Raw genomic sequence first — 21209 nt, forward strand, 5'->3', positions numbered from 1 at the left:
CGGCTTTGGGCGGTGTGGCGGTCACCGGTCGACGCCTCCCATCACGGGGTCGATGGACGCGACGGCGACGATGACGTCGGCGACCTGGCCGCCCTCGCACATCGCCGCCATGGCCTGGAGATTGGTGAAGGACGGATCGCGGAAGTGCACGCGGTACGGGCGGGTGCCCCCGTCGGAGACGACATGCGCGCCGAGTTCGCCCTTGGGCGACTCCACGGCGGCGTACGCCTGACCGGCCGGGACCCGGAAGCCCTCCGTCACCAGCTTGAAGTGATGGATCAGAGCCTCCATGGACGTGCCCATGATGTTCTTGATGTGGTCGAGGGAGTTGCCGAGCCCGTCCGGGCCGAGCGCGAGCTGCGCGGGCCAGGCGATCTTCTTGTCGGCGACCATCACCGGGCCCGGCTCCAGCCGGTCCAGGCACTGTTCGACGATCCGCAGCGACTGGCGCATCTCCTCCAGGCGGATGAGGAAGCGGCCGTACGCGTCGCAGGTGTCGGCGGTCGGGACGTCGAACTCGAACGTCTCGTACCCGCAGTACGGGTCGCTCCTGCGCAGGTCGTGCGGGAGCCCGGCGGAGCGCAGGATGGGGCCGGTGGCGCCCAGCGCCATGCAGCCGGTCAGGTCGAGATAGCCGACGTCCTGCATACGGGCCTTGAAGATCGGGTTGCCGGTGGCGAGCTTGTCGTACTCCGGCAGGTTCTTCCGCAGCTTCTTCAGCAGCTCGCGCAGGGAGTCGACGGCGCCCGGGGGGAAGTCCTGGGCGAGCCCGCCGGGGCGGATGAACGCGTGGTTCATCCGCAGTCCCGTGATCATCTCGTAGGCATCGAGAATCAGTTCACGATCGCGGAATCCGTAGATCATTATCGTGGTCGCGCCCAGCTCCATCCCGCCGGTGGCGAGACAGACGAGGTGCGACGAGAGCCGGTTCAGCTCCATCAGCAGGACGCGGATGAGCGTGGCCCGGTCCGGGATGTCGTCCTCGATGCCGAGCAGCTTCTCGACGCCCAGGCAGTACGCCGTCTCGTTGAAGAACGACGTCAGGTAGTCCATGCGCGTGACGAAGGTGGTGCCCTGCGTCCAGTTGCGGAATTCGAGGTTCTTCTCGATGCCGGTGTGCAGGTAGCCGATGCCGCAGCGGGCCTCGGTGACGGTCTCGCCCTCGATCTCCAGGATCAGTCGCAGCACCCCGTGGGTGGACGGGTGCTGGGGACCCATGTTGACGACGATCCGCTCGTCGTCGGCCTTGGCGGCGGACTGGACGACCTCGTCCCAGTCGCCGCCGGTGACCGTGTAGACGGTGCCTTCGGTGGTCTCCCGGCCGGAGCCGAGCGCGTCGAAGGCGTCCGGGGCGGAGTCCTGCGGCGCGGAGGCGTGTGAAGTGGTCATCAGGAGTACGACCTCCGCTGGTCCGGAGCCGGGATCTGGGCGCCCTTGTACTCGACGGGGATACCGCCGAGCGGGTAGTCCTTGCGCTGCGGGAAGCCCTGCCAGTCGTCCGGCATCATGATCCGGGTCAGGGCGGGGTGGCCGTCGAAGATCAGGCCGAAGAAGTCGTACGTCTCGCGCTCGTGCCAGTCGTTGGTCGGATAGACCGCGACCAGGGACGGTACGTGCGGGTCGGCGTCCGGGGCGGAGACCTCCAGGCGGATCAGCCGGCCGTGGGTGAGCGAGCGCAGGTGGTAGACGGCGTGCAGCTCGCGGCCCTTGTCGGTGGGGTAGTGGACGCCGGACACCCCCGTGCACAGCTCGAAGCGCAGGGCCGGGTCGTCGCGCAGGGTGCGGGCCACCTGGACGAGATGCTCGCGCTCGATGTGGAAGGTCAGCTCGCCGCGGTCGACGACCGTCTTCCCGATGGCGTTGCCGGGGACCAGGCCCTGCTCCTCCAGCGCGCCCTCCAGCTCGTCGGCGATCTCGTCGAAGACGCCGCCGGGGCCGCCGTACGGCCGGGAGGAAGCACCCGGCAGCGTCACGGTCCGTACGAGCCCGCCGTATCCGGAGGTGTCCCCGCCGTTGTTGGCGCCGAACATGCCCTTCTGTACGCGGATGGGCTCGTCGGTCCGGTCCCGCGCGGAGGGAACGTTCTCCCCGGAGGGCGATGCGCCGTCCGCGGGGCGGCTGTCGTCACCGGGCCGTCGGCTGTCGTCCCCGGATCGCTGCTTGTCGCTCACCGCAGCAGCCCCTTCATCTCGATCAACGGGAGAGCCTTGAGGGCCGCCTCCTCCGCCTCGCGGGCGGCTTCCTCCGCGTTGACCCCGAGCTTGGAGCTCTGGATCTTCTGGTGGAGCTTGAGGATGGCGTCCATCAGCATCTCGGGACGTGGTGGGCAGCCGGGCAGGTAGATGTCGACAGGGACGACATGGTCGACGCCCTGCACGATCGCGTAGTTGTTGAACATCCCGCCCGACGAGGCACAGACCCCCATGGAGATCACCCACTTGGGGTTGGGCATCTGGTCGTAGACCTGCCGCAGGACGGGCGCCATCTTCTGGCTCACCCGCCCCGCCACGATCATCAGATCGGCCTGGCGCGGCGAGCCGCGGAAGACCTCCATGCCGAACCGCGCCAGGTCGTACCGCCCGGCGCCGGTCGTCATCATCTCGATGGCGCAGCAGGCGAGACCGAACGTGGCGGGGAAGACGGAGGACTTCCGTACCCAGCCCGACGCCTGTTCGACGGTGGTCAGCAGGAAACCGCTCGGCAGCTTCTCTTCGAGTCCCATTGGTGGCCCCTCAGCCCCTTTAGTCCCATTCCAGACCGCCGCGCCGCCACACATACGCGTAGGCGACGAAGACGGTGAGCACGAAGAGCAGCATCTCCACGAGCCCGAAAATCCCCAGGGAGTCGAAGGTGACCGCCCAGGGGTAAAGGAAGACGACCTCAATATCGAAAATGATGAAGAGCATCGCCGTCAGGTAGTACTTGATGGGGAATCGGCCGCCCCCGGCCGGCGTCGGCGTGGGCTCGATGCCGCACTCGTACGCTTCGACTTTCGCCCGGTTGTAGCGCCTTGGGCCGATAAGCGTGGCCATGACCACGGAGAAGATCGCAAACCCGGCCCCCAGGGCGCCGAGCACGAGGATGGGTGCGTAGGCATTCACGCCCCTCAGCTCCTTCCAGTCGTCCTTGACCGTTGGATCGCACCGGGCGGACCGCCTCGCCGCCTCGCCGCGGATCGCCGAAGATCGCGTACATGTGAGGCAGTTCACAAGCCCGGCTGCCCCGCATCCTATGCCCGGTGACCTGTGATCTGCGACACGGGGTACAACGGTGACTTTGTGATCTCCACCACCTGACGAAGGATCATGAAGCCGGATGAGGGGTGATCTTCATACGCGAAGCGGCCACGCGATCACCAGACGTGACATTCGAGCCGGTCAGTGCTGATCAGAGGCCTGCCGCCCTATCAAGAGATGCACCGTACAAGCAAATTGGCGATGAGACACTTTCGAGTGATACGGCCGCCGCGCGTCACCCGGGCGAGCTACCGACGGGCTCCGGGTGGACCGATAGGGATATGTGCGCGCATTCACGAGCAACCCGGCACGGGCTCGGCATGGGCACGGGGACTCCGCTCGCGCGGGCGCGCGAGCGGCGGAACGGACTCGCGGGAACGACGGAAAGACCTCATCCGGGAACGTCCCACACCTCATGTGACCGGACCGACAGTCGAACGGTGACCGACCTGTTACCTACGCGTCCAAAAAGTGACCTGCGTCACTTCACTCAACCCCCCAAAGAAGGGGGCTTGGCCATGAGTGCGAAGCGATGGTAAGCGGCAGGCAATTCGGACCTTTATCGGAAAGCCCGTGATCACGGCCATGATCACTCATGCCCGGTTTGCCCGTTACGGCGTCAATAAAGGCCAGCGGAAAGCGGATTCACAGATTCCGGACACAACTGTGGCGCACCCCACGTTTCTTGACGCGAACCCGGGCTGACCTGATAGCCGTTGGTCTCATGTCCCACACCGCTCAGATACCCAGCCACCGGAAACCCCGCCGGAGCACCCCGCGCGTCAGCCTTCGCGCCGGAGTCGCCGGTGGCGTCCTCAGCACGATCGCGGTCGCAGGTGCCGCCGCGCCGGCGAACGCCGAGCCGGTGACCGAGACCATCGAAATGCCCACCCTCACCTCGGGCCTCGCCGGCGACTTCGCCCGGTCGGCCGACGCGACCCAGCGGGTGGCCAACACCCTCGACCTCCAGGCCCAGCAGAACATCGCCGCCGCGAAGGCGGCCAAGACCGCCAAGACCGCGAAGGCGGAGGCCGAGCGCAAGGCCGAAGCCGAGCGCAAGGCGGAGGCCAAGCGGAAGGCCGACGAGGCCCGCGCGAAGGCGGCCGCGGCCGCCGAGCGCGCCTCCCGTACCGCCGAGCGCACGACGCTCAGCAACTCCTCGTCGAACTCCGGCTCCTCCACCGGCTCGTCGTCCGCCACCAGCACCGTCTCCAAGGCCACCTCGCAGGCGACCGGCTCGGCCGCCGCCGTGGTCGCCTTCGCGCAGGCACAGGTGGGCGACGCGTACATCATGGGCTCCACTGGCCCGAACGCCTGGGACTGCTCCGGCCTCGTCCAGGCCGCGTTCAGCCAGATCGGCGTCGACCTCCCCCGCGTCTCGCAGGACCAGTCGGTGGCGGGCACACAGGTCTCCCTGGACAACCTCCAGCCGGGCGACATCCTCTACTGGGGCGGCGCGGGCAGCGCGTACCACACGGCGATCTACATCGGCGGCGGCGAGTTCGTCGGCGCGCAGAACCCGAGCAAGGGCGTCGTCCAGGCGTCCCTGGACTACGACCCGCCGAGCGGCGCGGTCCGCGTCCTCTAAATCCCTAACCCGTAATCCCTAACCCCTGATCCCTGATCCCTGATCCCTATATAGGGCTCAGGCTTCAAGCCCCGAGCTTCAAGCGCCACGCTTCAGGCGCCGAGCTTCAAGCGCCACGGCGAAGACCCGCACCCCACCCCGGGGATGCGGGCTTTCGCCGTTGGGGCGGGCCCGGGTGCGTGGTGTCGGGCGGGTGGGTTGCAGGGTGGCGGGCCGGTTGGCCCTGCGGGGCGCGCGGCAGTGGAGTGGGGTGGTGACGGGCTTCGTCAAGCGTCTACCGGCCGGATGAGGGTTGGGCTTCATGCCCCGCTGGTCACTGTCGGGTGGTGGGTGCGGGTTCGGGCGGTGGCCTGTCGGGGTGGGCCGGGGGCGCGTTATGCGGGCGGTCCGCCCCCTCCCTGATCCGATGATCGCGGTTCCGGGCCGGGCGTCAAGGGCGCTCCTCCGTCGCGTCGGCTTCGCCGATGTCGCTGCGCTCCACCCTTGACCCCCGTCCCTGCACCGCTGGAAAAGGCAGGGGGGAGGGGGCGGGGGGAAGGGTCCACTGGGAAACACGTCTGTTCCGTCGGTGGATTGCAGGCTGCCGGGCCGGTTCGCCCTGCGGGGCACGCGGCAGTGGTGTGGGGTGGTGGCGGCTTTCGTCAAGCGTCCGGCGACCGGATGCTGGCCGGGGCTCATGCCCCGCTGGTCACCCGCCGTGAGTGGAGAGGCCAGGTGACTTCGGGGCGGGTGTGGCATGTGGGGCGGGGGTGGTGCTCAGAGGGGGTGCATGGACCGAAAGTCCCGCATAGCGGAGCTTTCGGTCCGCACGAGTGGAACGACGGGCGCCCAACCCCCTTCCAGATAGGGCAAAGTGGGGCATAGTGCATGCTTTTCGGGTGAGGAAGCGCCTGATCGGGACTCCCGGCACCCACCCCACCCCGACAGGCCACCGCCTGAACCCGCACTCACCAGCGGACAGTGACCAGCGGGGCATGAAGCCCAGCACACGGCCGGTCGACGGACGCTTGACGAAACGCGTCACCACCCCACTCCACGACCGCGTGCCCCGCAGGGCGAACAGGCCCGGCAGCCTGCAACCCACCGAAGGCACAGCGCAGTTCCCCAGTGGACCCTTCCCCCCCGCCCCCTCCCGAAAAAGCTCTCCCAGCGGCGCAAGGGTGCGGGTCAAGGGTGGAGCGCAGCGACATCGGCGAAGCCGACGCGACGAAGGAGCGCCCTTGACGCGCACCCTGGAGCCGCGACCATCAGAGCTGGAGGGGGCGGACCGCCCGACACCACACACCCCCGGCCCACCCCGACAGGCCACCGCCCGAACCCGCAGCCAACACCCGACAGTGACCAGCGGGGCATGAAGCCCGACCCTCATCCGGCCGGTAGACGCTTGACGAAGCCCGTCACCACCCCACACCACGACCGCGCCCTCACCAGCCACCGTGGCCCTGCTTACGCGGGTCTCCGCGACCCGGACCAGGACGCGGATCGGGTCCACGTGGCAGTGACAGGTGTACGTGTACCCAGCCTCCGCGCCCACCAGCAGGGGAGGTTCAGGGGGCCGGGGAATGGTCGTGCGAGCCGGGCGGGCGGGGGCGGGCGTACAGGATGCCCGCCACCAGTACCGCGAAGGTGACGCAGAGCACCACAACGCCCCACAGGGCGCGGCAGTTCACCGGGTCCACAGTTCGCACCACACCGTCTTGCCGGCTTCCCGGGGCTCGACGCCCCAGCGGTCCGCGACCTGTTCGACGATCAGCAGGCCCCTGCCGAAGCACTCCTCGTCGTCGGCGATGCGCGGCACCGGCAAGCGCTCACCTCGCGGGTCGCTCCCCTCGATACGGAGCGCGCTCTCCGTCAGCGCGAGCCGTACCCGGAACAGGCGGTCCCGCAGGCAGCCGTACAGCAGGGCGTTCGTGGCCAGCTCGCTGACCAGCAGCGCGGCCGACCAGGCCAGTTCGGGATGCCCCCACTCGACCGCCAGTCGGCCGGCGCGGTGCCGGACCAGGGGCACGCTGCCGACGACGGGGGTGTATGCGAGGGAATCCTCACAGAGGACGGACTCCGGCTCCCGCGCCTTGCGCACCAGCAGGGACCCGTCCATGCCGTGCGCGGCGATCATCAGGGACAGCCGTCGCCGCGCGCCGCTGCTGCCCGGCGTTGCCGCAGTCGTCGCTTCCGCTTCCTCGCCCACCACACACCGCATCCTTCCGCGTCCTTGTACTCACGTTCCGTGTCCAAGGGTTGCGGAACGCCCGTAAGCTCAACAGAGGGATTGCCTTGATCGATCGATTACTAAAATTCGGGAGTGAGGCTATGGCCAAAGAAATTGACACCTCCTTGTCGGTGGCCGGACTCTTCGGCGGTCGCGTACGCCGTCTTCGTGCGCGAAAGGGACTGACGCAGCGAGAGCCGGGGCGCTTGGTCAGCGTTGAGCATTCGCGCATCGCCCAAGTCGAATTGGCCACCGGCAGTAAGCCCACCATCCATCTCGCCCGCGCGCTGGACACGACGTTGGATGCCGATGGACTACTGGAGGAAATGTGGCCGCACGTTCGACGTGAGAGGTATCCGAACTGGTCTCATGGCTTCATGGTGGCGGAGAAGTGCGCCGTGCGGATCTCCGTCTACATGTCGCACACCGTTCCCGGCCTGCTCCAGACGGAGGACTACGCCCACGCCGTGCTGCGCAAGGGCCGTAATCTGAAGTCGAAGGAACAGCTCCAGGAACGGGTCGCCGCGCGTCTCGATCGCCAGGCGTTGCTGAACGGGCCCGAGGCGCCCGAAATTCACCTGATCATCGATGAGTCGGTACTGCGACGGCCCATGGGCGGTGTCGCCGTCATGCGCAACCAGCTCGCCCGGCTCCTCGACGTCACGGACAATCCGCGCTTCACGTTTCATGTGCTCGCCTTCAGCTCCGGCGAACATGCGCATCTGGGCGGTTCACTCACTCTTCTGACCATGCCGGACGGCACCGAATTCGCCTATACCGAGAGCGTGGACGATGGTCAGCTCTTTCAGGATCCGGACGAGGTGGGGTCGTACGGAAGGGTCTACCAGCAGCTCCGGACCCAGGCGTTGCCTCCCGGTATGTCCATCGGTATGAGCCGGTCCGCCATGGTGGACGACTACCTGGGCTCACGCGTCCCGACCCGGTCCCAGCGTCGTCGTCTCACACAGGTCCAGCTCCAGCAGCCGAGGTCGTGGGGGCGAGGTCCAGGGTTCCGGTCGGGTTCCTCAAGATCTGATCAACCTCGCACTTAACCCGATCGAGTGATGGCATGCTAACTCCTCCTGGGTAGAAGACACTTACGTCATTTCGCACCACACGCCAGACGATCCCCACATCTTCTGGCCAGGAGGAAGCTCCCCACATGACCATAAAAGGCATCGACGTCTCGTCGTATCAGAGTTCGAACTACACCACCGCCGGCTTCGACTTCGTCTTCGTCAAGGCCACCGAGGGCACCTCGTACATCAACCCGAGGATGGTCGCCCAAGCCACCCACGGCCGGGCGGCCGGGCTCGTGGTCGGGTTCTACCACTTCCTGCGGGCCGGGGACATGAAGGCCCAGGCCAGGTACTTCGTCGAGAAGTGCTCCAGCATCGCCTACGATCCCCTCTTCGCGGACTGGGAGGACAGCGACGTCTCCAACGCGGAGAAGGACTCCTTCCTCGCCGAGGTGAAGCGGCTGCGTGGGGACACCCATCGCGTCGGGCTGTACTGCAACCGGGACTACTGGCTGAACCGTGACACCACCAGTAACGCGGGCGACGCCCTGTGGATCGCGGATTACGTGACCGCCGGGAAGCCCCGGATCCAGGCCGCGTGGAAGTTCCACCAGTACACCGACAGCCCGCTCGACACGAACCTCGGTCAGTTCGCCGACCGTGCCGCGCTGAAGAAGTGGGCCAGAAAGGGCTGAGATCCCCTGCCGGGTCCGGGCCCCCGCCCCGGGACCGGTCGGTGCCCCGCCCCGTACGCCGAACTCCGTACGCTCTTGCCCCGTACGCCGAACCCCGTACGTCCTGCCCCGTACGCCGAACCCCGTACGTCCTGCCCCGTACGCCGAACCCCGAGCGCCGTCCGTTGCCCCCTGCGCCGCGACGGCGCCCTGTCGCGCCTCGCTCGGCGTCACGCCTTCGGCGCCACCTTCGAAAGCCCGTTGATGACGCGGTCCATCGCGTCGCCGCCCGTCGGGTCCGTCAGGTTCGCCAGCATCTTCAGTGTGAACTTCATCAGCAGCGGATGCGTCAGGCCGCGTTCCGTCGCGAGTTTCATGACCTTCGGGTTGCCGATGAGCTTCACGAAGGCGCGGCCCATCGTGTAATAGCCGCCGTAGGTCTCCTTGAGCACCTTCGGGTAGTGCAGCAGGGCGAGTTCGCGCTGTGCCGGGGTCGCGCGGGCGTGGGCCTGGACGATGACGTCCGCCGCGATCTGGCCCGACTCCATGGCGTACGCGATGCCCTCGCCGTTGAACGGGTTGACCATGCCGCCCGCGTCGCCGACGAGCAGCAGGCCCTTGGTGTAGTGCGGCTGGCGGTTGAACGCCATCGGGAGCGCCGCGCCGCGGATCGGCATCGTCATGTTGTCCGGGGTGTAGCCCCATTCCTCCGGCATCGACGCGCACCACGCCTTCAGCACCTCGCGCCAGTCCAGCTCCTTGTACGCGGAGGAGGAGTTGAGGATGCCGAGGCCGACGTTGGACGTGCCGTCGCCCATGCCGAAGACCCAGCCGTAGCCGGGCAGCAGCTTGTCGGGGCCCGGGCCGCGCCGGTCCCACAGCTCCAGCCAGGACTCCAGGTAGTCGTCGTCGTGGCGGGGCGAGGTGAAGTACGTCCGCACGGCCACGCCCATCGGGCGGTCCTCGCGGCGGTGCAGCCCCATCGCCAGCGACAGCCGCGTCGAGTTGCCGTCGGCGGCGACGACGAGCGGGGCGTGGAAGGTGACCGGGCTCTTCTCCTCGCCCAGCTTGGCGTGGACGCCGGTGATCCGGCCCGTGCGGGCGTCGGTGATCGGGGCGCCGACGTTGCAGCGCTCGTGCAGCCGGGCGCCGGCCTTCTGCGCCTGCCGGGCGAGCTGCTCGTCGAAGTCGTCGCGCTTGCGGACCAGGCCGTAGTCCGGGTACGCCGCCAGGTCCGGCCAGTCGAGCTGGAGCCGCTGGCCGCCGCCGATGATCCGCAGCCCCTTGTTGCGCAGCCAGCCGGCCTCTTCGGAGATGTCGATGCCCATCGACACGAGCTGCTTGGTGGCGCGCGGGGTGAGCCCGTCACCGCACACCTTCTCGCGCGGGAACGCGGTCTTCTCCAGCAACAGCACGTCCAGGCCCGCCTTGGCGAGGTAGTACGCGGTCGTGGAGCCGGCCGGACCGGCGCCGACGACGATGACGTCCGCGCTGTTCTCGGAGAGGGGCTGGGGCTCGGTCACAGCGGGTTCTCCCGAAGACTCGAAATCGTGTACCGGAGGGCACTGGTCCTGTGCAGTCTATGGGTGCGTACTGATCCCCCAGTGAAGGGCTGCCGCCATGACCCCTGTGACCGAACCGCTCCCCCTGGTGCAGCTCCGCGTCCCCACCGAGGAGGACGCCTTCGCCTGGCACCGCCTCTTCGACCACCCCGAGGTGATGGAGTTCCACGGCGGTACGTCGGCCGAGATGTCCGTGTACGAGGAGCTGACCGCCCGGCAGCGCCGCCACGACGCCGAGCGCGGCTTCTGCTTCTGGACGATGCTGGACGAATCCGGTGAGGTGATCGGGTTCACCGGCGCCCAGCCCTGGCCGCACGCGTCGTTCGGGCCGGTGGGCGAGATCGAGATCGGCTGGCGGCTGGGCCGGGCGCACTGGGGCCGGGGGTACGTGACCGCCGCCGCGCGGACCACGCTGGAGCGGGTACGGGCGGCGGGCGTCGGCCGGGTCGTGGCGATGGTGGACTCCCGTAACGCGCGCTCGGTCGCGGTGACGCGGCGGCTGGGGATGGAGCTGGCGGAGACGTACGTGGGTCCGGTGTCCCGGAAGGAGGCGTACTGCTTCCGGCTGGAGTTGTGACGCCGCGCGGCCGCCGCCCAGCCGGCGCGCACCCGGTGAGTGAGCCGGCGCGGGGGCGTACGGGCCGGCCGCCCGGGGGCGCGTCAGGCCCGTACGCCCCGGTGCAGCGCCACGATCCCGCCCGTCAGGTTCCGCCACGCCACCTTCGACCAGCCCGCCCCCTGGAGCCGGGCCGCCAGTGCGGGCTGGTCGGGCCAGTCGCGGATGGACTCGGCGAGGTAGACGTACGCGTCCGGGTTGGACGCCACGGCGCGCGCGACCGGCGGGAGCGCCCGCATCAGGTACTCCGTGTAGACGGTACGGAACGGCGCCCAGGTCGGGTGCGAGAACTCGCAGATCACGACCCGGCCGCCCGGCTTCGTCACCCGGTACAGCTCGCGCAGCGCCGCGTCGGTGTCGTGGACGTTGCGGAGGCCGAAGGAGATCGTCACCGCGTCGAAGACCTCGTCGGCGAAGGGCAGCCTCATCGCGTCGCCCGCCGTGAACGGCATCCAGGCGTGCCGCTTCTTGCCCTCCCGCAGCATGCCCAGCGAGAAGTCGCACGGCACGACGTACGCGCCGGTCGCGACGAACGCCTGCGAGGAGGTGGCCGTGCCGGCCGCCAGGTCGAGGACCTTCTCGGCGGGGCGCGCGTGCACCGCCTCGGCGACCTCCTTGCGCCAGCGCCGGTCCTGGCCGAGCGAGAGGACGTCGTTGGTGAGGTCGTAGTTCTCCGCCACGCCGTCGAACATCGAGGCGACTTCGTGCGGCTGCTTGTCCAGGGAGGCTCGGGTCACGCCCTCCATTGTGGCAGGGCGTGCCCGGTCGCCTGGGGCAGGGCACGCCCGCTCGCCCGTGGCAAGGCATGCTCGGTCTCCTGTTGCAGGGCATGCTCCGCCGCCCCGTGTCAGGGCAGCAGCCTCGGCCGCCGTTGCGCCGCCACGTCCTCCACCCAGCCGAAGAGCGCCACGGCCGCCGCGATCAGCACCCAGGCGATCCCGAACTGGAACCACGGGCTGTCGAGCGGCAGGTCGCGCTCGAAGGCGGGGATGTTCCACATCGCGTCGATCACCGGCACGCTCACCATCAGCGCGACCTCGTGCCAGAGGTAGATGGTCACCGCACGGGCGTTGAAGACCCGGACGACCCGGTCGGCCACCGGACGCCGCGCGAGCCACCCGAAGTCCGGCCGGAACCGCAACAGCAGCACCACGAACCCCGCGGACCACAGCGCCTGCGCGAGCGGGATGTCGTCCAGGTCGTAGCTGCCGTCCACCTGGTGGTGGAACGCCCGCCATCCGCCGACCGCCATCAGCGCGAGCGCCGCCGGGAGCACGCGCCCCGAGCGCAGCCGGTCGAGCAGCCCGTCGCGGTGCGCGAAACCGAGCAGCCAGCTGAAGAGGAAGACGGAGAGGTCGCCGAGCGCGGCGCCGAGCCGGCCGTCCGGCAGGGTCCACAGCGTCTCGAAGACCACGACCGGGACGAGCGACAGCAGCAGGGCGGGGAGCGGCGCTCGCCGGAAGAGCCTCAGCAGCACGGGCGAGAGCAGGACGAACCACAGATACGTCCGCAGGTACCAGAGCACCGCCCACGCCTGCTCGCCCCAGGCGTCGCCGGGCGGGTCCCCGACCGGCAGCACCCAGTAGAGGGCGTCGGCGCCCGGCAGCCATCCGTGGCGGGCCATGGCCACGACGAGAACGGCGCCGAACACCCACATCGGCACCAGCAGCCGCCGCAGTCTGCTCCGTACCGTCTCCGGCGGCAGCGCTCCCCTGCGGTGTGCGCCCGCCGTCAGGCGGGTCCCGTGCCGGGGCCGGGCGCGCCGACCGCCGGTGCGCTTGAGCTTCTGCCAGCGCAGCCGGCCGCCCGTGAGCGCCGTGACGCTGGAGTGGATCAGTACCAGATACATCAACTGCCGGTAGGCGATCTGCTGCAACGGCATCATCAGCAGATAGCGGTACTTCTCCTTGTCGAGCCGGAACGCGTAGGCCGTGCAGAGCAGTTGGACGAGGAGGACCGCCAGCCAGGCCAGCAGGGACGCCCGGAAGTCCACGAAGATCATCGCGTAGACGGTGAACACGTCGATGAGCGGCGCGAAGACGGGCGTGACGATCTGGAAGAGCACCACCAGCGGCATACCGACCCGGCCGAACCGGCCCGAGGGCCCCCTGTCCAGGACGGAGCCGCGGTGCTTCCACAGCGCCTGCATCGTGCCGTAACTCCAGCGGTAGCGCTGGCGCCAGAGCTGCCCGACGCTCGCCGGGGCCTCGGTCCAGGCGCGCGCGTGCTCCGCGTACACGACCCGCCGGCCGGCCCGGTGCAGGGCGATGGTGATGTCGGTGTCCTCGGCCAGGGTGTCCTCGCTCATGCCGCCGGCTTCGAGCACGGCCCGGCGGCGGAAGGCGCCGATCGCGCCGGGGATGGTGGGCATGCAGCCGAGGACGTCGTACATACGGCGGTCGAGGTTGAAGCCCATCACGTACTCGATGTGCTGCCAGGCCCCGATGACGGTGTCGCGGTTGCCGACCTTGGCGTATCCCGCGACGGCGCCGACCCGCCCGTCCCCGAACGGCTGCACCAACTCCCGTACGGTGTCGGGCTCGAAGACGGTGTCGCCGTCCATCATCACGACGAGGTCGTACGCGGCCTGCCGCACCCCGTTGTTGGGTCTGGGCTATCTCCCGTTTGACGCGGTCGGCGCGACCAGGGCCGATTTCGACATCGAGGGGGACGCGCTGACCGACAGCGCCTCCGTCGCCCTGCGGAACAAGGCGATCGTCCGGCTCCAGGAGGAGCGGGGGCTGGATGTCACGTACACCCTGCCGGTGATGCCCGACGGTCTGGAGAAGAGCGGTACGGCGCTGCTCTCCGACGCGGCGGAGCGCGGTGTGCGGCTCTCCGCCGTCAACGTCATGGCGATGAACTACGGGTCCTCGTACACCGGGAACATGGCCGTGTACGCGGAGCGGGCGGCGCGTGTGGCCCATGACCAGATCGCGTCCACGCTGGGGCTGTCGTCGGCGCGGGCGTGGCGGGCGCTCCACGTCACGGCGATGGCGGGCGTCAACGATGTCACGGGCGAGACCTTCACCCTCGCGGACGCCGCACGGCTGCGCCGTTTCGCCCGGGAGGAGGGGGTGGGGGCGCTCTCGATGTGGGCGACGTTCCGGGACCGGGCATGCGCGGACGGGGTGTCGACGGCCACGGCGTCCGACACGTGCAGCGGTGTCGAGCAGACGGCGGGGGCGTTCGCCGAGGCGCTGGCGTCGGACTGACCGGACCGGTGCCCACCCGGCGCCGGCCCGGCCCCGTACCGTATCCCTCCGCCGGAGCGCCCCCGTGTCTCAGGCGTCCGGGGCGGCGAAGGCGCTGATCCGCTGGGCTCCGTCGGCCGCGCCCGGGTGGCGGCTCGTCAGGTCCAGGCGCAGCCGGGAGCCGCGTACCGGGTCGAAGGTGATGACGGTGGGCGCGTCCGAGGCGGTGGCCCAGGTGACCGTCGCCCCGCGCACCGGGACGTAGCGGCGCCCGTCCCAGCAGGAGACTTCGACGGTGGCGGGCAGGGTGTGTGTCGCGTCGGTGGTGAAGGAGACCTCCACGCGGCGGAACCGGCGCTTGCGGGCCCAGGTCACCGTGACCCGGTCGGCCGCTCTGGCCCCGTTGAAGGCGGGCAGCAGCCGGGTGGCCGGCTTCTGGAAGGCGTTGGACCAGCCGGTGGCCGGATCGCCGTCCAGCATCGCCGAGGGCAGCGTCCCCGGCGCCCCCGAGTAACTGGCGTCCGCGAGCGGGTACGCCGGGGCGCCGGGCCCGGGGTCGGGTCCGAAGGGCGGGGCGGGCGGGACCGGCTTTCCGGTGGAGCCGGTGCCCCCGGTGGTCCGTACGGTGACGGTCGCCTTGCGCAGCCCCGCCGAGCGGGCGGTGACGGTGAGGGGCCCCGCCGCGGTGCCGGAGCGGACGATGGCCAGGGCCTTGCCGTGGAAGGCGGTGCGGGTGCTCGCCTGGTAGCGCTCGGCGCTCTCCTGGCGTCCGTTGTCGACACCGGCCAGCCGGCCGCCGGTGACCTGGAAGGAGATCAGGTGGTCGGCGTCGGGTACCAGGACGCCGTGCCGGTCGGTGATCTCCGCCGTCACGAAGCAGAGCGACGTGCCGCCGGCCTTCAGGGTCGTACGGTCCGGGGTGAGCCGTACGGAGTGGGCGGGGCCCGCGGTGCGCAGCACATCGGTGGCGACCACCCGGCCGTCCTGCCGGGCCACCGCCCTCAGCTCGCCGGGCGCGAACGGCACCTTCCAGGTGAGGTGGAGTTTCCCGGCGCTGCCGCCCGGGCTGGTGTAACTGCCGGGATACGGGCCGGAGGTGACGGTCTTGTCGTCGCCGGTGGCCTCGGTGGTCTCCAGATACGCGCGGCCGTCGCCGGTCGTCTTGGTGTCGAAGCGGCGTACGCCGAGCGATCTCCCGTCGAGGAACAGCTCCACGGTCGCGACGTTGGAGTACGCCCACACCTCGACGGTCTCGCCCGGCCGGTGGCCGGTCCAGTCCATGGGCAGCAGATGGACCATCGGTTCGGCGGTCCACTGGCTGCGGAAGAGGTGGTACATGTCCTTGGGGAAGCCCGCCGTGTCCACCGCGCCGAAGAACGACGCCTTGACCGGGAAGACGTCGTACGGCGTGGGCTCGCCGATGTAGTCGATGCCCGACCAGAGGAACTGCCCGGCGAAGAACTTCCGGTCCCGGTCCTTCTTCAGGCCGTACTCGCCGCTCATCGTCCACGCGGCGAGGTTGTTGTCGTACGAGGACGGCTCGCGCTTGCCCGGGGTGTGGTTCTCGCCGGTGTTGAGGTGCTCCGGGTCCTGGTAGCTGCCGCGGGTGGAGGTCTCGGAGGAGGACTCGGACTCGAAGAGGAACAGGTGCGGGTAGCGGGCGTGGAGGGCGTCCACCGAGGCGGCGGTGTTGTAGTTGAGGCCGAGGCCGTCGATCTTGGCGAGCATGAGGTCGGCGGGGGAGCCGGCGGCGGGGAGGTCGCGGTACTTGTCGGAGCCGATGACGACGGGCCGGGTGTCGTCGTGTGCCCTGACGGCGTCGATGAGGCGCTGGGCCATGGCCAGTCCCTCGGTGGTGGTCGAGTCGGTGATCTCGTTGCCGATGGACCACATGACGACGGCCGGGGAGTTGCGGGCCGCGTCGACCATCTCGGCGATGTCCGTCTCGCAGTGCTCGTCGAAGAAGCGGCCGTAGTCGTAGGTGTTCTTGCCTCTGCGCCAGCAGTCGAACGCCTCCACCAGCATGATGATGCCCAGTCGCTCGCAGACCGCGATCATCTCCGGAGAGGGCGGGTTGTGCGAGGTGCGGAAGGCGTTGACGCCCATGGACTTCATGATCGTCATCTGGCGCAGCAGGGCGTCGGTGCTGACGGCGGCGCCGAGCGCGCCGAGGTCGTGGTGGAGGTCGACGCCCTGGATCTTGGCGTAGGTGCCGTTGAGCGAGAACCCGTGGTCGGGGTCGATGCCGAAGTGCCGGAAGCCGAAGGGGGTGCGGTAGGTGTCGGTGGTCCGCCCGTCGACCCGTACCTCCGTCTCCAGGGCGTACAGCCGCGGGTTCTCGAACGACCACAGCTGGGGCCGGGTGACGTCCAGTTCCTGTGTGGCGGACTCCGTGGCGGCGGCTGCGACGGTGACGGGGGAACTCGTCCTGGCCACGGTGCGGCCCTCGGGGTCCTTGACCGTGGAGACGACGGTGACGCGCGCCCCGCTCTCCGACGCGTTGACGACGTCCGTCACCGCCCGTACGGTCGCGTGCCCGGTGCGCAGGGTGGCGGCCAGCTCCGGGGTGGTCACCCGGGTCCCCCAGCGCGCCACGTGCACGGGCTCGGTGACGACCAGCCGGGCGTGGCGGTAGATCCCGCTGCCCGAGTACCAGCGGCTGCTGGGCAGGCGGTTGCGTACCTCGACGGCGAGTACGTTGCGGGTGGCGCCGTCGGTGTGGACGAGGTCGGTGAGGTCGAGGGCGAAGCCGGTGTAGCCGTACGGGTGATTGCCGACGAGCCGCCCGTTGCAGTAGATGTTCGCGTCCATGTAGACGCCGTCGAACTCGACGGAGATCCGCCGGCCGGCCGACTCGCGCGGCAGGGTGAAGGACCGGCGGTACCAGCCGAGGCCGCCGGGGAGGAACCCGGTGTGGCTCCTGGTGCCCGATCCGGTCGTCGGGGTCAGCTCGATGCTCCAGTCGTGCGGCACCGTGACGGTACGCCAGCCGGAGTCGTCGTGGCCCGGGTCCTGGGCGTCCGCGTACGCACCGGTCGGGTCGGTGATCCCGCCGGGGTTGACCTGGGCGAAGCGCCAGCCGTCGGTGAGCGGGATGCTCCGCCGCCCGGGCGCGCCGAGGGGCGCGGTGGCGGAGCGCGCGGTGGCGCCCCGCGCGGGGGTGGCCGTGGCGAGCGCTCCCGCCACGGGGGCGACCGCTCCGGCGATCAGTAACGACCTGCGAGTGACGCCCATGCGATCCCCTTTGATCGGCCTGTTGGGTTCAGCGCACGGATTCTGACAGTTTCAAACAGGTGCATGTCAAGGGGGCGTGCGACGGGCCGGACGCGACGGGTGTGTCAGGCGCGGCGGTGCACCAGGCGTCCCGCGCACACCGTGGCGAGACAGCGCCCGTCCGCGTCGAACACGGCGAGGTCCGCACGGGCCCCGGGGCCGGTGATCGCGGGTCGCCCGGCGGCCGGCAGGACGAGAACGCCCACCCGCGCGGCGGCCGCGCGCAGCGCCGGGTCCTGTGCGACATACGCGTCGAGCACCGCGACCGCGCCCCGCTTCAGGACGGCGTGGATCCGCTCGCGCGGACTCGGGGCGTCGGGCAGCGGCCCCTCGTGGACGCGCCCGGGGCCGAGCGCACCGGCCCACTTCCGTACCCGCGCGGCGGGGAACCGTACCCGCAGCTCCTCGTACGTACCGACCGCGACGATCCGGTCCCGGCCGACCACCACGGCGCCGTCCGTGACCGGCGCACCGTCGCCGCCGCCGTCGTCGTCCCACGTGTACCGGAGCACGTCGGCCACGTGCAGGGTCTCCACCTCAGCGCCTCACAGAACCCGGTCCGACGGCAGGTCAGTTGGTGGCGATGAGCTTCAGCTCGGGGTGGGCCGTGCCGCCCTCGATCGCCGTCGACGAGATGTGCGACGCGACCCGCTCGTCGACCGGGTCGTTCGCCGGGTCGTCGTGGACCACCAGGTGCTCGTACGTCGTGGCGCGCTGCGCCGGGACGCGGCCCGCCTTGCGGATCAGGTCGATGATCTCCAGCCGGTTGGAGCGGTGCCTGGCGCCGGCCGAGGAGACGACGTTCTCCTCCAGCATGATCGACCCGAGGTCGTCCGCCCCGTAGTGCAGCGAGAGCTGGCCGACCTCCTTGCCGGTGGTCAGCCACGAGCCCTGGATGTGGGCGACGTTGTCGAGGAAGAGCCGGGCGATCGCGATCATCCGCAGGTACTCGAAGAGCGTGGCCTGCGTGCGGCCCTTGAGGTGGTTGTTCTCGGGCTGGTAGGTGTACGGGATGAACGCGCGGAAGCCGCCCGTCCGGTCCTGTACGTCGCGGATCATCCGCAGGTGCTCGATGCGTTCGGCGTTGGTCTCGCCCGTTCCCATCAGCATCGTGGACGTGGACTCGACGCCCAGCCCGTGCGCGGCCTCCATGATCTCCAGCCAGCGTTCGCCGGACTCCTTGAGCGGCGCGATCGCCTTGCGGGGCCGGGCGGGCAGGAGCTCGGCGCCCGCGCCCGCGAAGGAGTCGAGACCGGCGGTGTGAATGCGCTGGATGGCCTCCTCGACGGAGACCTGGGAGATCCGGGCCATGTGCTCGATCTCGGAGGCGCCGAGGGAGTGGATGACGAGCTGCGGGTACGCCTGCTTGATCGCCGCGAAGTGCTTCTCGTAGTACTCGACGCCGAAGTCCGGGTGGTGCCCGCCCTGGAACATGATCTGCGTACCGCCCAGTTCGACGGTCTCCGCGCAGCGGCGCAGGATGTCGTCGAGGTCGCGGGTCCACCCCTTGGCGGTGTCCTTGGGCGCTGCGTAGAAGGCGCAGAACTTGCAGGCCGTCACACAGACGTTGGTGTAGTTGATGTTCCGCTCGATGATGTACGTCGCGATGTGCTCCGTACCGGCGTACCGGCGGCGGCGGGCGCCGTCGGCCGCGGCGCCCAGCGCGTGCAGCGGCGCCGAGCGGTAGAGGTCGAGGGCCTCCTCGGGGGTGATGCGCCCACCCGCGGCTGCACGGGCCAGAACGGACGTGAGGTCGGCCTTCTCGGTCACCGGGGCGGGTCCTTCCCAAGGGGTTGTCACGACCGATTCAGCCTACGCCAGGCTCCGCGGTGGTCGGCGGGCGCCATGGCGGGCGGGTGTCCGCGTGTACCGCTCACTCCTTGGTGAGGGTTCCCTCCGGGGTGCCCGCGCCCTCCTCGGCGGACACGTAGCGCAGGGTGGTGCCGGAGGTGCGCGTGAACGTCAACTCGGCGGAACCGCCCGTGGTGCACAGGGACTGCGTACCGCGCTTCGACGCGTCCGTACGCTCCTCGACGCGCAGCACATCGGCGGTGGCGGAGACCAGCTTGCCGACGCCGAAGCACTCCACGGTCTTGCCGAGCACGGTGATCCGGGTCGTCGTACGGACGATGTCCTCGCCCTGCGCGCCCTTGACGAACACGGCGGTGAGCGTGCCGTGCGGCAGTCCGCTGCGCTCGGTGACCGGCCCGCTCCAGGTGCCGACGAAGGACGCGGGCACCCCGGCGGGGGCGGCCTCCGAGGTACGGCCCGAGGGGACGCCGTCGGAGGGTTCGCGGGTGGCGGGGATGGTCTGGGACGGGCGGCTCGCGGCGTCGCCGTTCTCGTCGCCGGACGTGGTGCCGCGCATCTGGTTGAGGAGGAGGGTGCCGCCGACCGTCACCGCGGCGAGGACGCCCGCCACGGCGAGGGCGACGGTGCAGCTCACCCGGCGCACGGGGCGGCGGGGCGCGGCGCCGGGCACATGGGTGGCGGCCGTACCGGAACCGTCCCCGTGGCCCGGGGCGGGACGCGTACGCAGATCGGCGGAGACCGAGAAGGTCCGCCGGGCGTCCTGGTCCGCCGGGGTGCCCACCGTGGGCGGCGCGGTGGGCGGCGGCGTGTGCGGCACGGGCAGGGGTACGGGCGGGCCGAAGGAGCCGAGGGAGGAGCTGGCGGAGGGGGCGGTGAGGGGCGGGCCGCCGACGGAGGCGCTGCTGAAGGGCACGGGGCCGGTCTGCTCGGGCTCGGGACCGGGGCCGGTCCGCACAGGAGCGGGGCCGGGGCCGAAACCGTCCTCGGTCGCCTGGCCGGGCCCGGCCGTCTGTTCCGGCCCGGGGTGTCCGGGCGGCGCGTCGGGGCCGTGCCCCGCCGTCTCCAGGTCCAGCAGCCGCACCACCGCCCGGCTGACCTCCTCGACCAGCGGTCCCGGCAGCCAGCCGCCCGCCACCAGCGCCCCCGCCCCGTCGGCGGCGAGGAGCCGGCCGACCTCGGCTGGAGCGGGCCGCGCCGCCGCGTCCTTGGCCAGGCAGCGCGCGACGACATCCCGCAACTCGCCCCGCAGCGTGCCGAGATCGGGCTCCTCGTGCACCACCTTGTAGAGCAGTGCGGCGGCCGAAATGTCACCGGGGAAGGGGCTCCGCCCGGTCGTGGCGTACGTGAGGACCGCGCCCATCGAGAACACGTCGGCCGCGCCGGTGACGGCCCGGCCGAGTATCTGCTCGGGCGCCATGTACCCCGGTGAGCCGACCGAGACGCCCGTCGAGGTGAGCGAGGCGGTACTGCCGTCGGTGGCGCGGGCGATACCGAAGTCGATCAGCCGGGGGCCGTCCAGGGCGAGCAGTACGTTCGACGGCTTGACGTCCCGGTGGATCAGCCCCAGGGCGTGGACGGCCGCCAGCGCCTCCGCGAGACCGGCGCCCAGCGCGCGTACGGAGGTCTCGGGCAGCGGCCCGTGGCTCGCGACGGCCTGGGTCAGCGAGGGGCCCGCCACATAGCCCGTGACCACCCACGGAATGTCCGCCTCCGGGTCCGCGTCCAGCACGGGCGCCGACCAGCGCGGCCCGCCGGGACCGGTGCCGACCCGCCGGGCCGCGTCCACCTCGCGCCGGAAGCGGGCCCGGAACTCCTCGTCCGCCGCGTAGCGCGGATGGACGGCCTTGACCGCGACCGTACGGCCGCCCGCCGAGCGCCCGAGATAGACACGGCCCATCCCACCGGCGCCCAGCCGCCCGAGCAGCCGGTACGGGCCGATGGCCGGCGGATCGCCTCTGTCGAGCGGCTGCATGCCGGTCCCCCCTGTCGAAGGCGTGCCTCACGGCGTGCCCTTCGTCCCTGTGGG

The 21209-nt window shown here is 70.5% G+C and carries 18 protein-coding genes and 1 pseudogene; 5 read left to right on the top strand and 14 right to left on the bottom strand.

Annotated elements, in window-relative coordinates; genetic code table 11:
• Positions 1-21: 21 nt before the first annotated feature.
• From ACIQ7D_RS23685 to ACIQ7D_RS23700, 4 genes are read right to left on the bottom strand one after another with little or no spacing between them, the layout of a single operon-like run.
• Positions 22-1389: an NADH-quinone oxidoreductase subunit D gene (locus tag ACIQ7D_RS23685; protein ID WP_403940566.1), complete on the bottom strand. Its 1368-nt coding sequence runs from the start codon at positions 1387-1389 to the stop codon at positions 22-24.
• A complete protein-coding gene (locus tag ACIQ7D_RS23690) occupies positions 1389-2171 on the bottom strand; it encodes an NADH-quinone oxidoreductase subunit C (RefSeq protein ID WP_403940568.1) in 783 nt (260 codons plus the stop codon). The genes ACIQ7D_RS23685 and ACIQ7D_RS23690 overlap by 1 nt, the downstream gene beginning before the upstream one ends.
• Positions 2168-2722 carry an NADH-quinone oxidoreductase subunit B family protein gene (locus ACIQ7D_RS23695; protein ID WP_313944763.1) on the bottom strand — a complete coding sequence of 185 codons (555 nt, stop codon included), beginning with the start codon at positions 2720-2722 and terminating at the stop codon, positions 2168-2170. The genes ACIQ7D_RS23690 and ACIQ7D_RS23695 overlap by 4 nt, the downstream gene beginning before the upstream one ends.
• 19 nt (positions 2723-2741) lie before the next feature.
• Positions 2742-3101, bottom strand: a complete 360-nt coding sequence (locus tag ACIQ7D_RS23700) for an NADH-quinone oxidoreductase subunit A (RefSeq protein WP_385003910.1) — start codon at positions 3099-3101, stop codon at positions 2742-2744.
• Between the two features lie 859 nt (positions 3102-3960).
• Between ACIQ7D_RS23700 and ACIQ7D_RS23705 the strand changes: the two genes are divergently transcribed.
• On the top strand, positions 3961-4824 hold the full coding sequence (locus ACIQ7D_RS23705) for a C40 family peptidase (protein WP_403940571.1): 864 nt from the start codon (positions 3961-3963) through the stop codon (positions 4822-4824).
• Between the two features lie 1547 nt (positions 4825-6371).
• Here the strand turns inward: ACIQ7D_RS23705 and ACIQ7D_RS23710 are convergent.
• The gene (locus ACIQ7D_RS23710) at positions 6372-6494 is read right to left on the bottom strand and encodes a hypothetical protein (RefSeq protein WP_403940573.1); all 123 of its coding nucleotides are present in this window, start codon (positions 6492-6494) and stop codon (positions 6372-6374) included.
• Positions 6491-7024: an ATP-binding protein gene (locus ACIQ7D_RS23715; protein ID WP_403940575.1), complete on the bottom strand. Its 534-nt coding sequence runs from the start codon at positions 7022-7024 to the stop codon at positions 6491-6493. Before ACIQ7D_RS23715 ends, ACIQ7D_RS23710 begins: the two co-directional genes overlap by 4 nt.
• Before the next feature lie 110 nt (positions 7025-7134).
• On the opposite strand from ACIQ7D_RS23715, the gene ACIQ7D_RS23720 reads away from it, so the two are divergent.
• Both ACIQ7D_RS23720 and ACIQ7D_RS23725 read left to right on the top strand, forming a co-directional pair.
• Complete coding sequence (locus ACIQ7D_RS23720) at positions 7135-8085, top strand: helix-turn-helix domain-containing protein (protein ID WP_403940576.1); 951 nt, start codon at positions 7135-7137, stop codon at positions 8083-8085.
• A gap of 110 nt (positions 8086-8195) precedes the next feature.
• Positions 8196-8747, top strand: a complete 552-nt coding sequence (locus ACIQ7D_RS23725; RefSeq protein WP_403940578.1) for a glycoside hydrolase family 25 protein — start codon at positions 8196-8198, stop codon at positions 8745-8747.
• Positions 8748-8956: 209 nt separating this feature from the next.
• Here ACIQ7D_RS23725 and ACIQ7D_RS23730 read toward each other — a convergent pair whose 3' ends face one another.
• Positions 8957-10249 carry a geranylgeranyl reductase family protein gene (locus ACIQ7D_RS23730; protein ID WP_403940580.1) on the bottom strand — a complete coding sequence of 431 codons (1293 nt, stop codon included), beginning with the start codon at positions 10247-10249 and terminating at the stop codon, positions 8957-8959.
• 97 nt (positions 10250-10346) lie between these two features.
• Between ACIQ7D_RS23730 and ACIQ7D_RS23735 the strand changes: the two genes are divergently transcribed.
• Entirely contained in the window at positions 10347-10865 is a 519-nt protein-coding gene (locus ACIQ7D_RS23735) for a GNAT family N-acetyltransferase (protein WP_403940582.1), read from the top strand.
• A gap of 83 nt (positions 10866-10948) precedes the next feature.
• Here ACIQ7D_RS23735 and ACIQ7D_RS23740 read toward each other — a convergent pair whose 3' ends face one another.
• The 3 genes and pseudogenes from ACIQ7D_RS23740 to ACIQ7D_RS23750 form a co-directional block, all read right to left on the bottom strand.
• Positions 10949-11641 (bottom strand): demethylmenaquinone methyltransferase, encoded by a 693-nt coding sequence (locus ACIQ7D_RS23740; protein WP_403940584.1) that lies wholly within the window; start codon positions 11639-11641, stop codon positions 10949-10951.
• Positions 11642-11751: 110 nt separating this feature from the next.
• On the bottom strand, positions 11752-12561 hold the full coding sequence (locus ACIQ7D_RS23745) for an acyltransferase family protein (RefSeq protein ID WP_403940628.1): 810 nt from the start codon (positions 12559-12561) through the stop codon (positions 11752-11754).
• A 74-nt stretch (positions 12562-12635) separates the two neighbouring features.
• Positions 12636-13509, bottom strand: a pseudogene (locus ACIQ7D_RS23750) (glycosyltransferase); the annotation flags it as partial.
• Here ACIQ7D_RS23750 and ACIQ7D_RS23755 point away from each other — a divergent pair.
• Positions 13508-14119, top strand: coding sequence for a hypothetical protein (locus tag ACIQ7D_RS23755; RefSeq protein WP_403940586.1), 612 nt, complete (start codon positions 13508-13510; stop codon positions 14117-14119). The pseudogene ACIQ7D_RS23750 and the gene ACIQ7D_RS23755 sit on opposite strands and share 2 nt — an antisense overlap.
• A gap of 69 nt (positions 14120-14188) precedes the next feature.
• Here the strand turns inward: ACIQ7D_RS23755 and ACIQ7D_RS23760 are convergent, their stop codons facing one another.
• From ACIQ7D_RS23760 to ACIQ7D_RS23775, 4 genes are all read right to left on the bottom strand, one after another.
• Positions 14189-17332, bottom strand: a complete 3144-nt coding sequence (locus ACIQ7D_RS23760) for a glycoside hydrolase family 2 TIM barrel-domain containing protein (RefSeq protein ID WP_403940588.1) — start codon at positions 17330-17332, stop codon at positions 14189-14191.
• A gap of 104 nt (positions 17333-17436) precedes the next feature.
• A complete protein-coding gene (locus ACIQ7D_RS23765; RefSeq protein ID WP_403940590.1) occupies positions 17437-17907 on the bottom strand; it encodes an imidazolonepropionase-like domain-containing protein in 471 nt (156 codons plus the stop codon).
• A 34-nt stretch (positions 17908-17941) separates the two neighbouring features.
• Entirely contained in the window at positions 17942-19141 is a 1200-nt protein-coding gene (gene mqnC, locus ACIQ7D_RS23770; protein WP_403940592.1) for a cyclic dehypoxanthinyl futalosine synthase, read from the bottom strand.
• A 103-nt stretch (positions 19142-19244) separates the two neighbouring features.
• The gene (locus ACIQ7D_RS23775; protein WP_403940594.1) at positions 19245-21155 is read right to left on the bottom strand and encodes a serine/threonine-protein kinase; all 1911 of its coding nucleotides are present in this window, start codon (positions 21153-21155) and stop codon (positions 19245-19247) included.
• Positions 21156-21209: the final 54 nt, after the last annotated feature.

It is taken from the genome of Streptomyces sp. NPDC096310 (assembly GCF_044763125.1).
Taxonomy (GTDB): Bacteria; Actinomycetota; Actinomycetes; order Streptomycetales; family Streptomycetaceae; genus Streptomyces.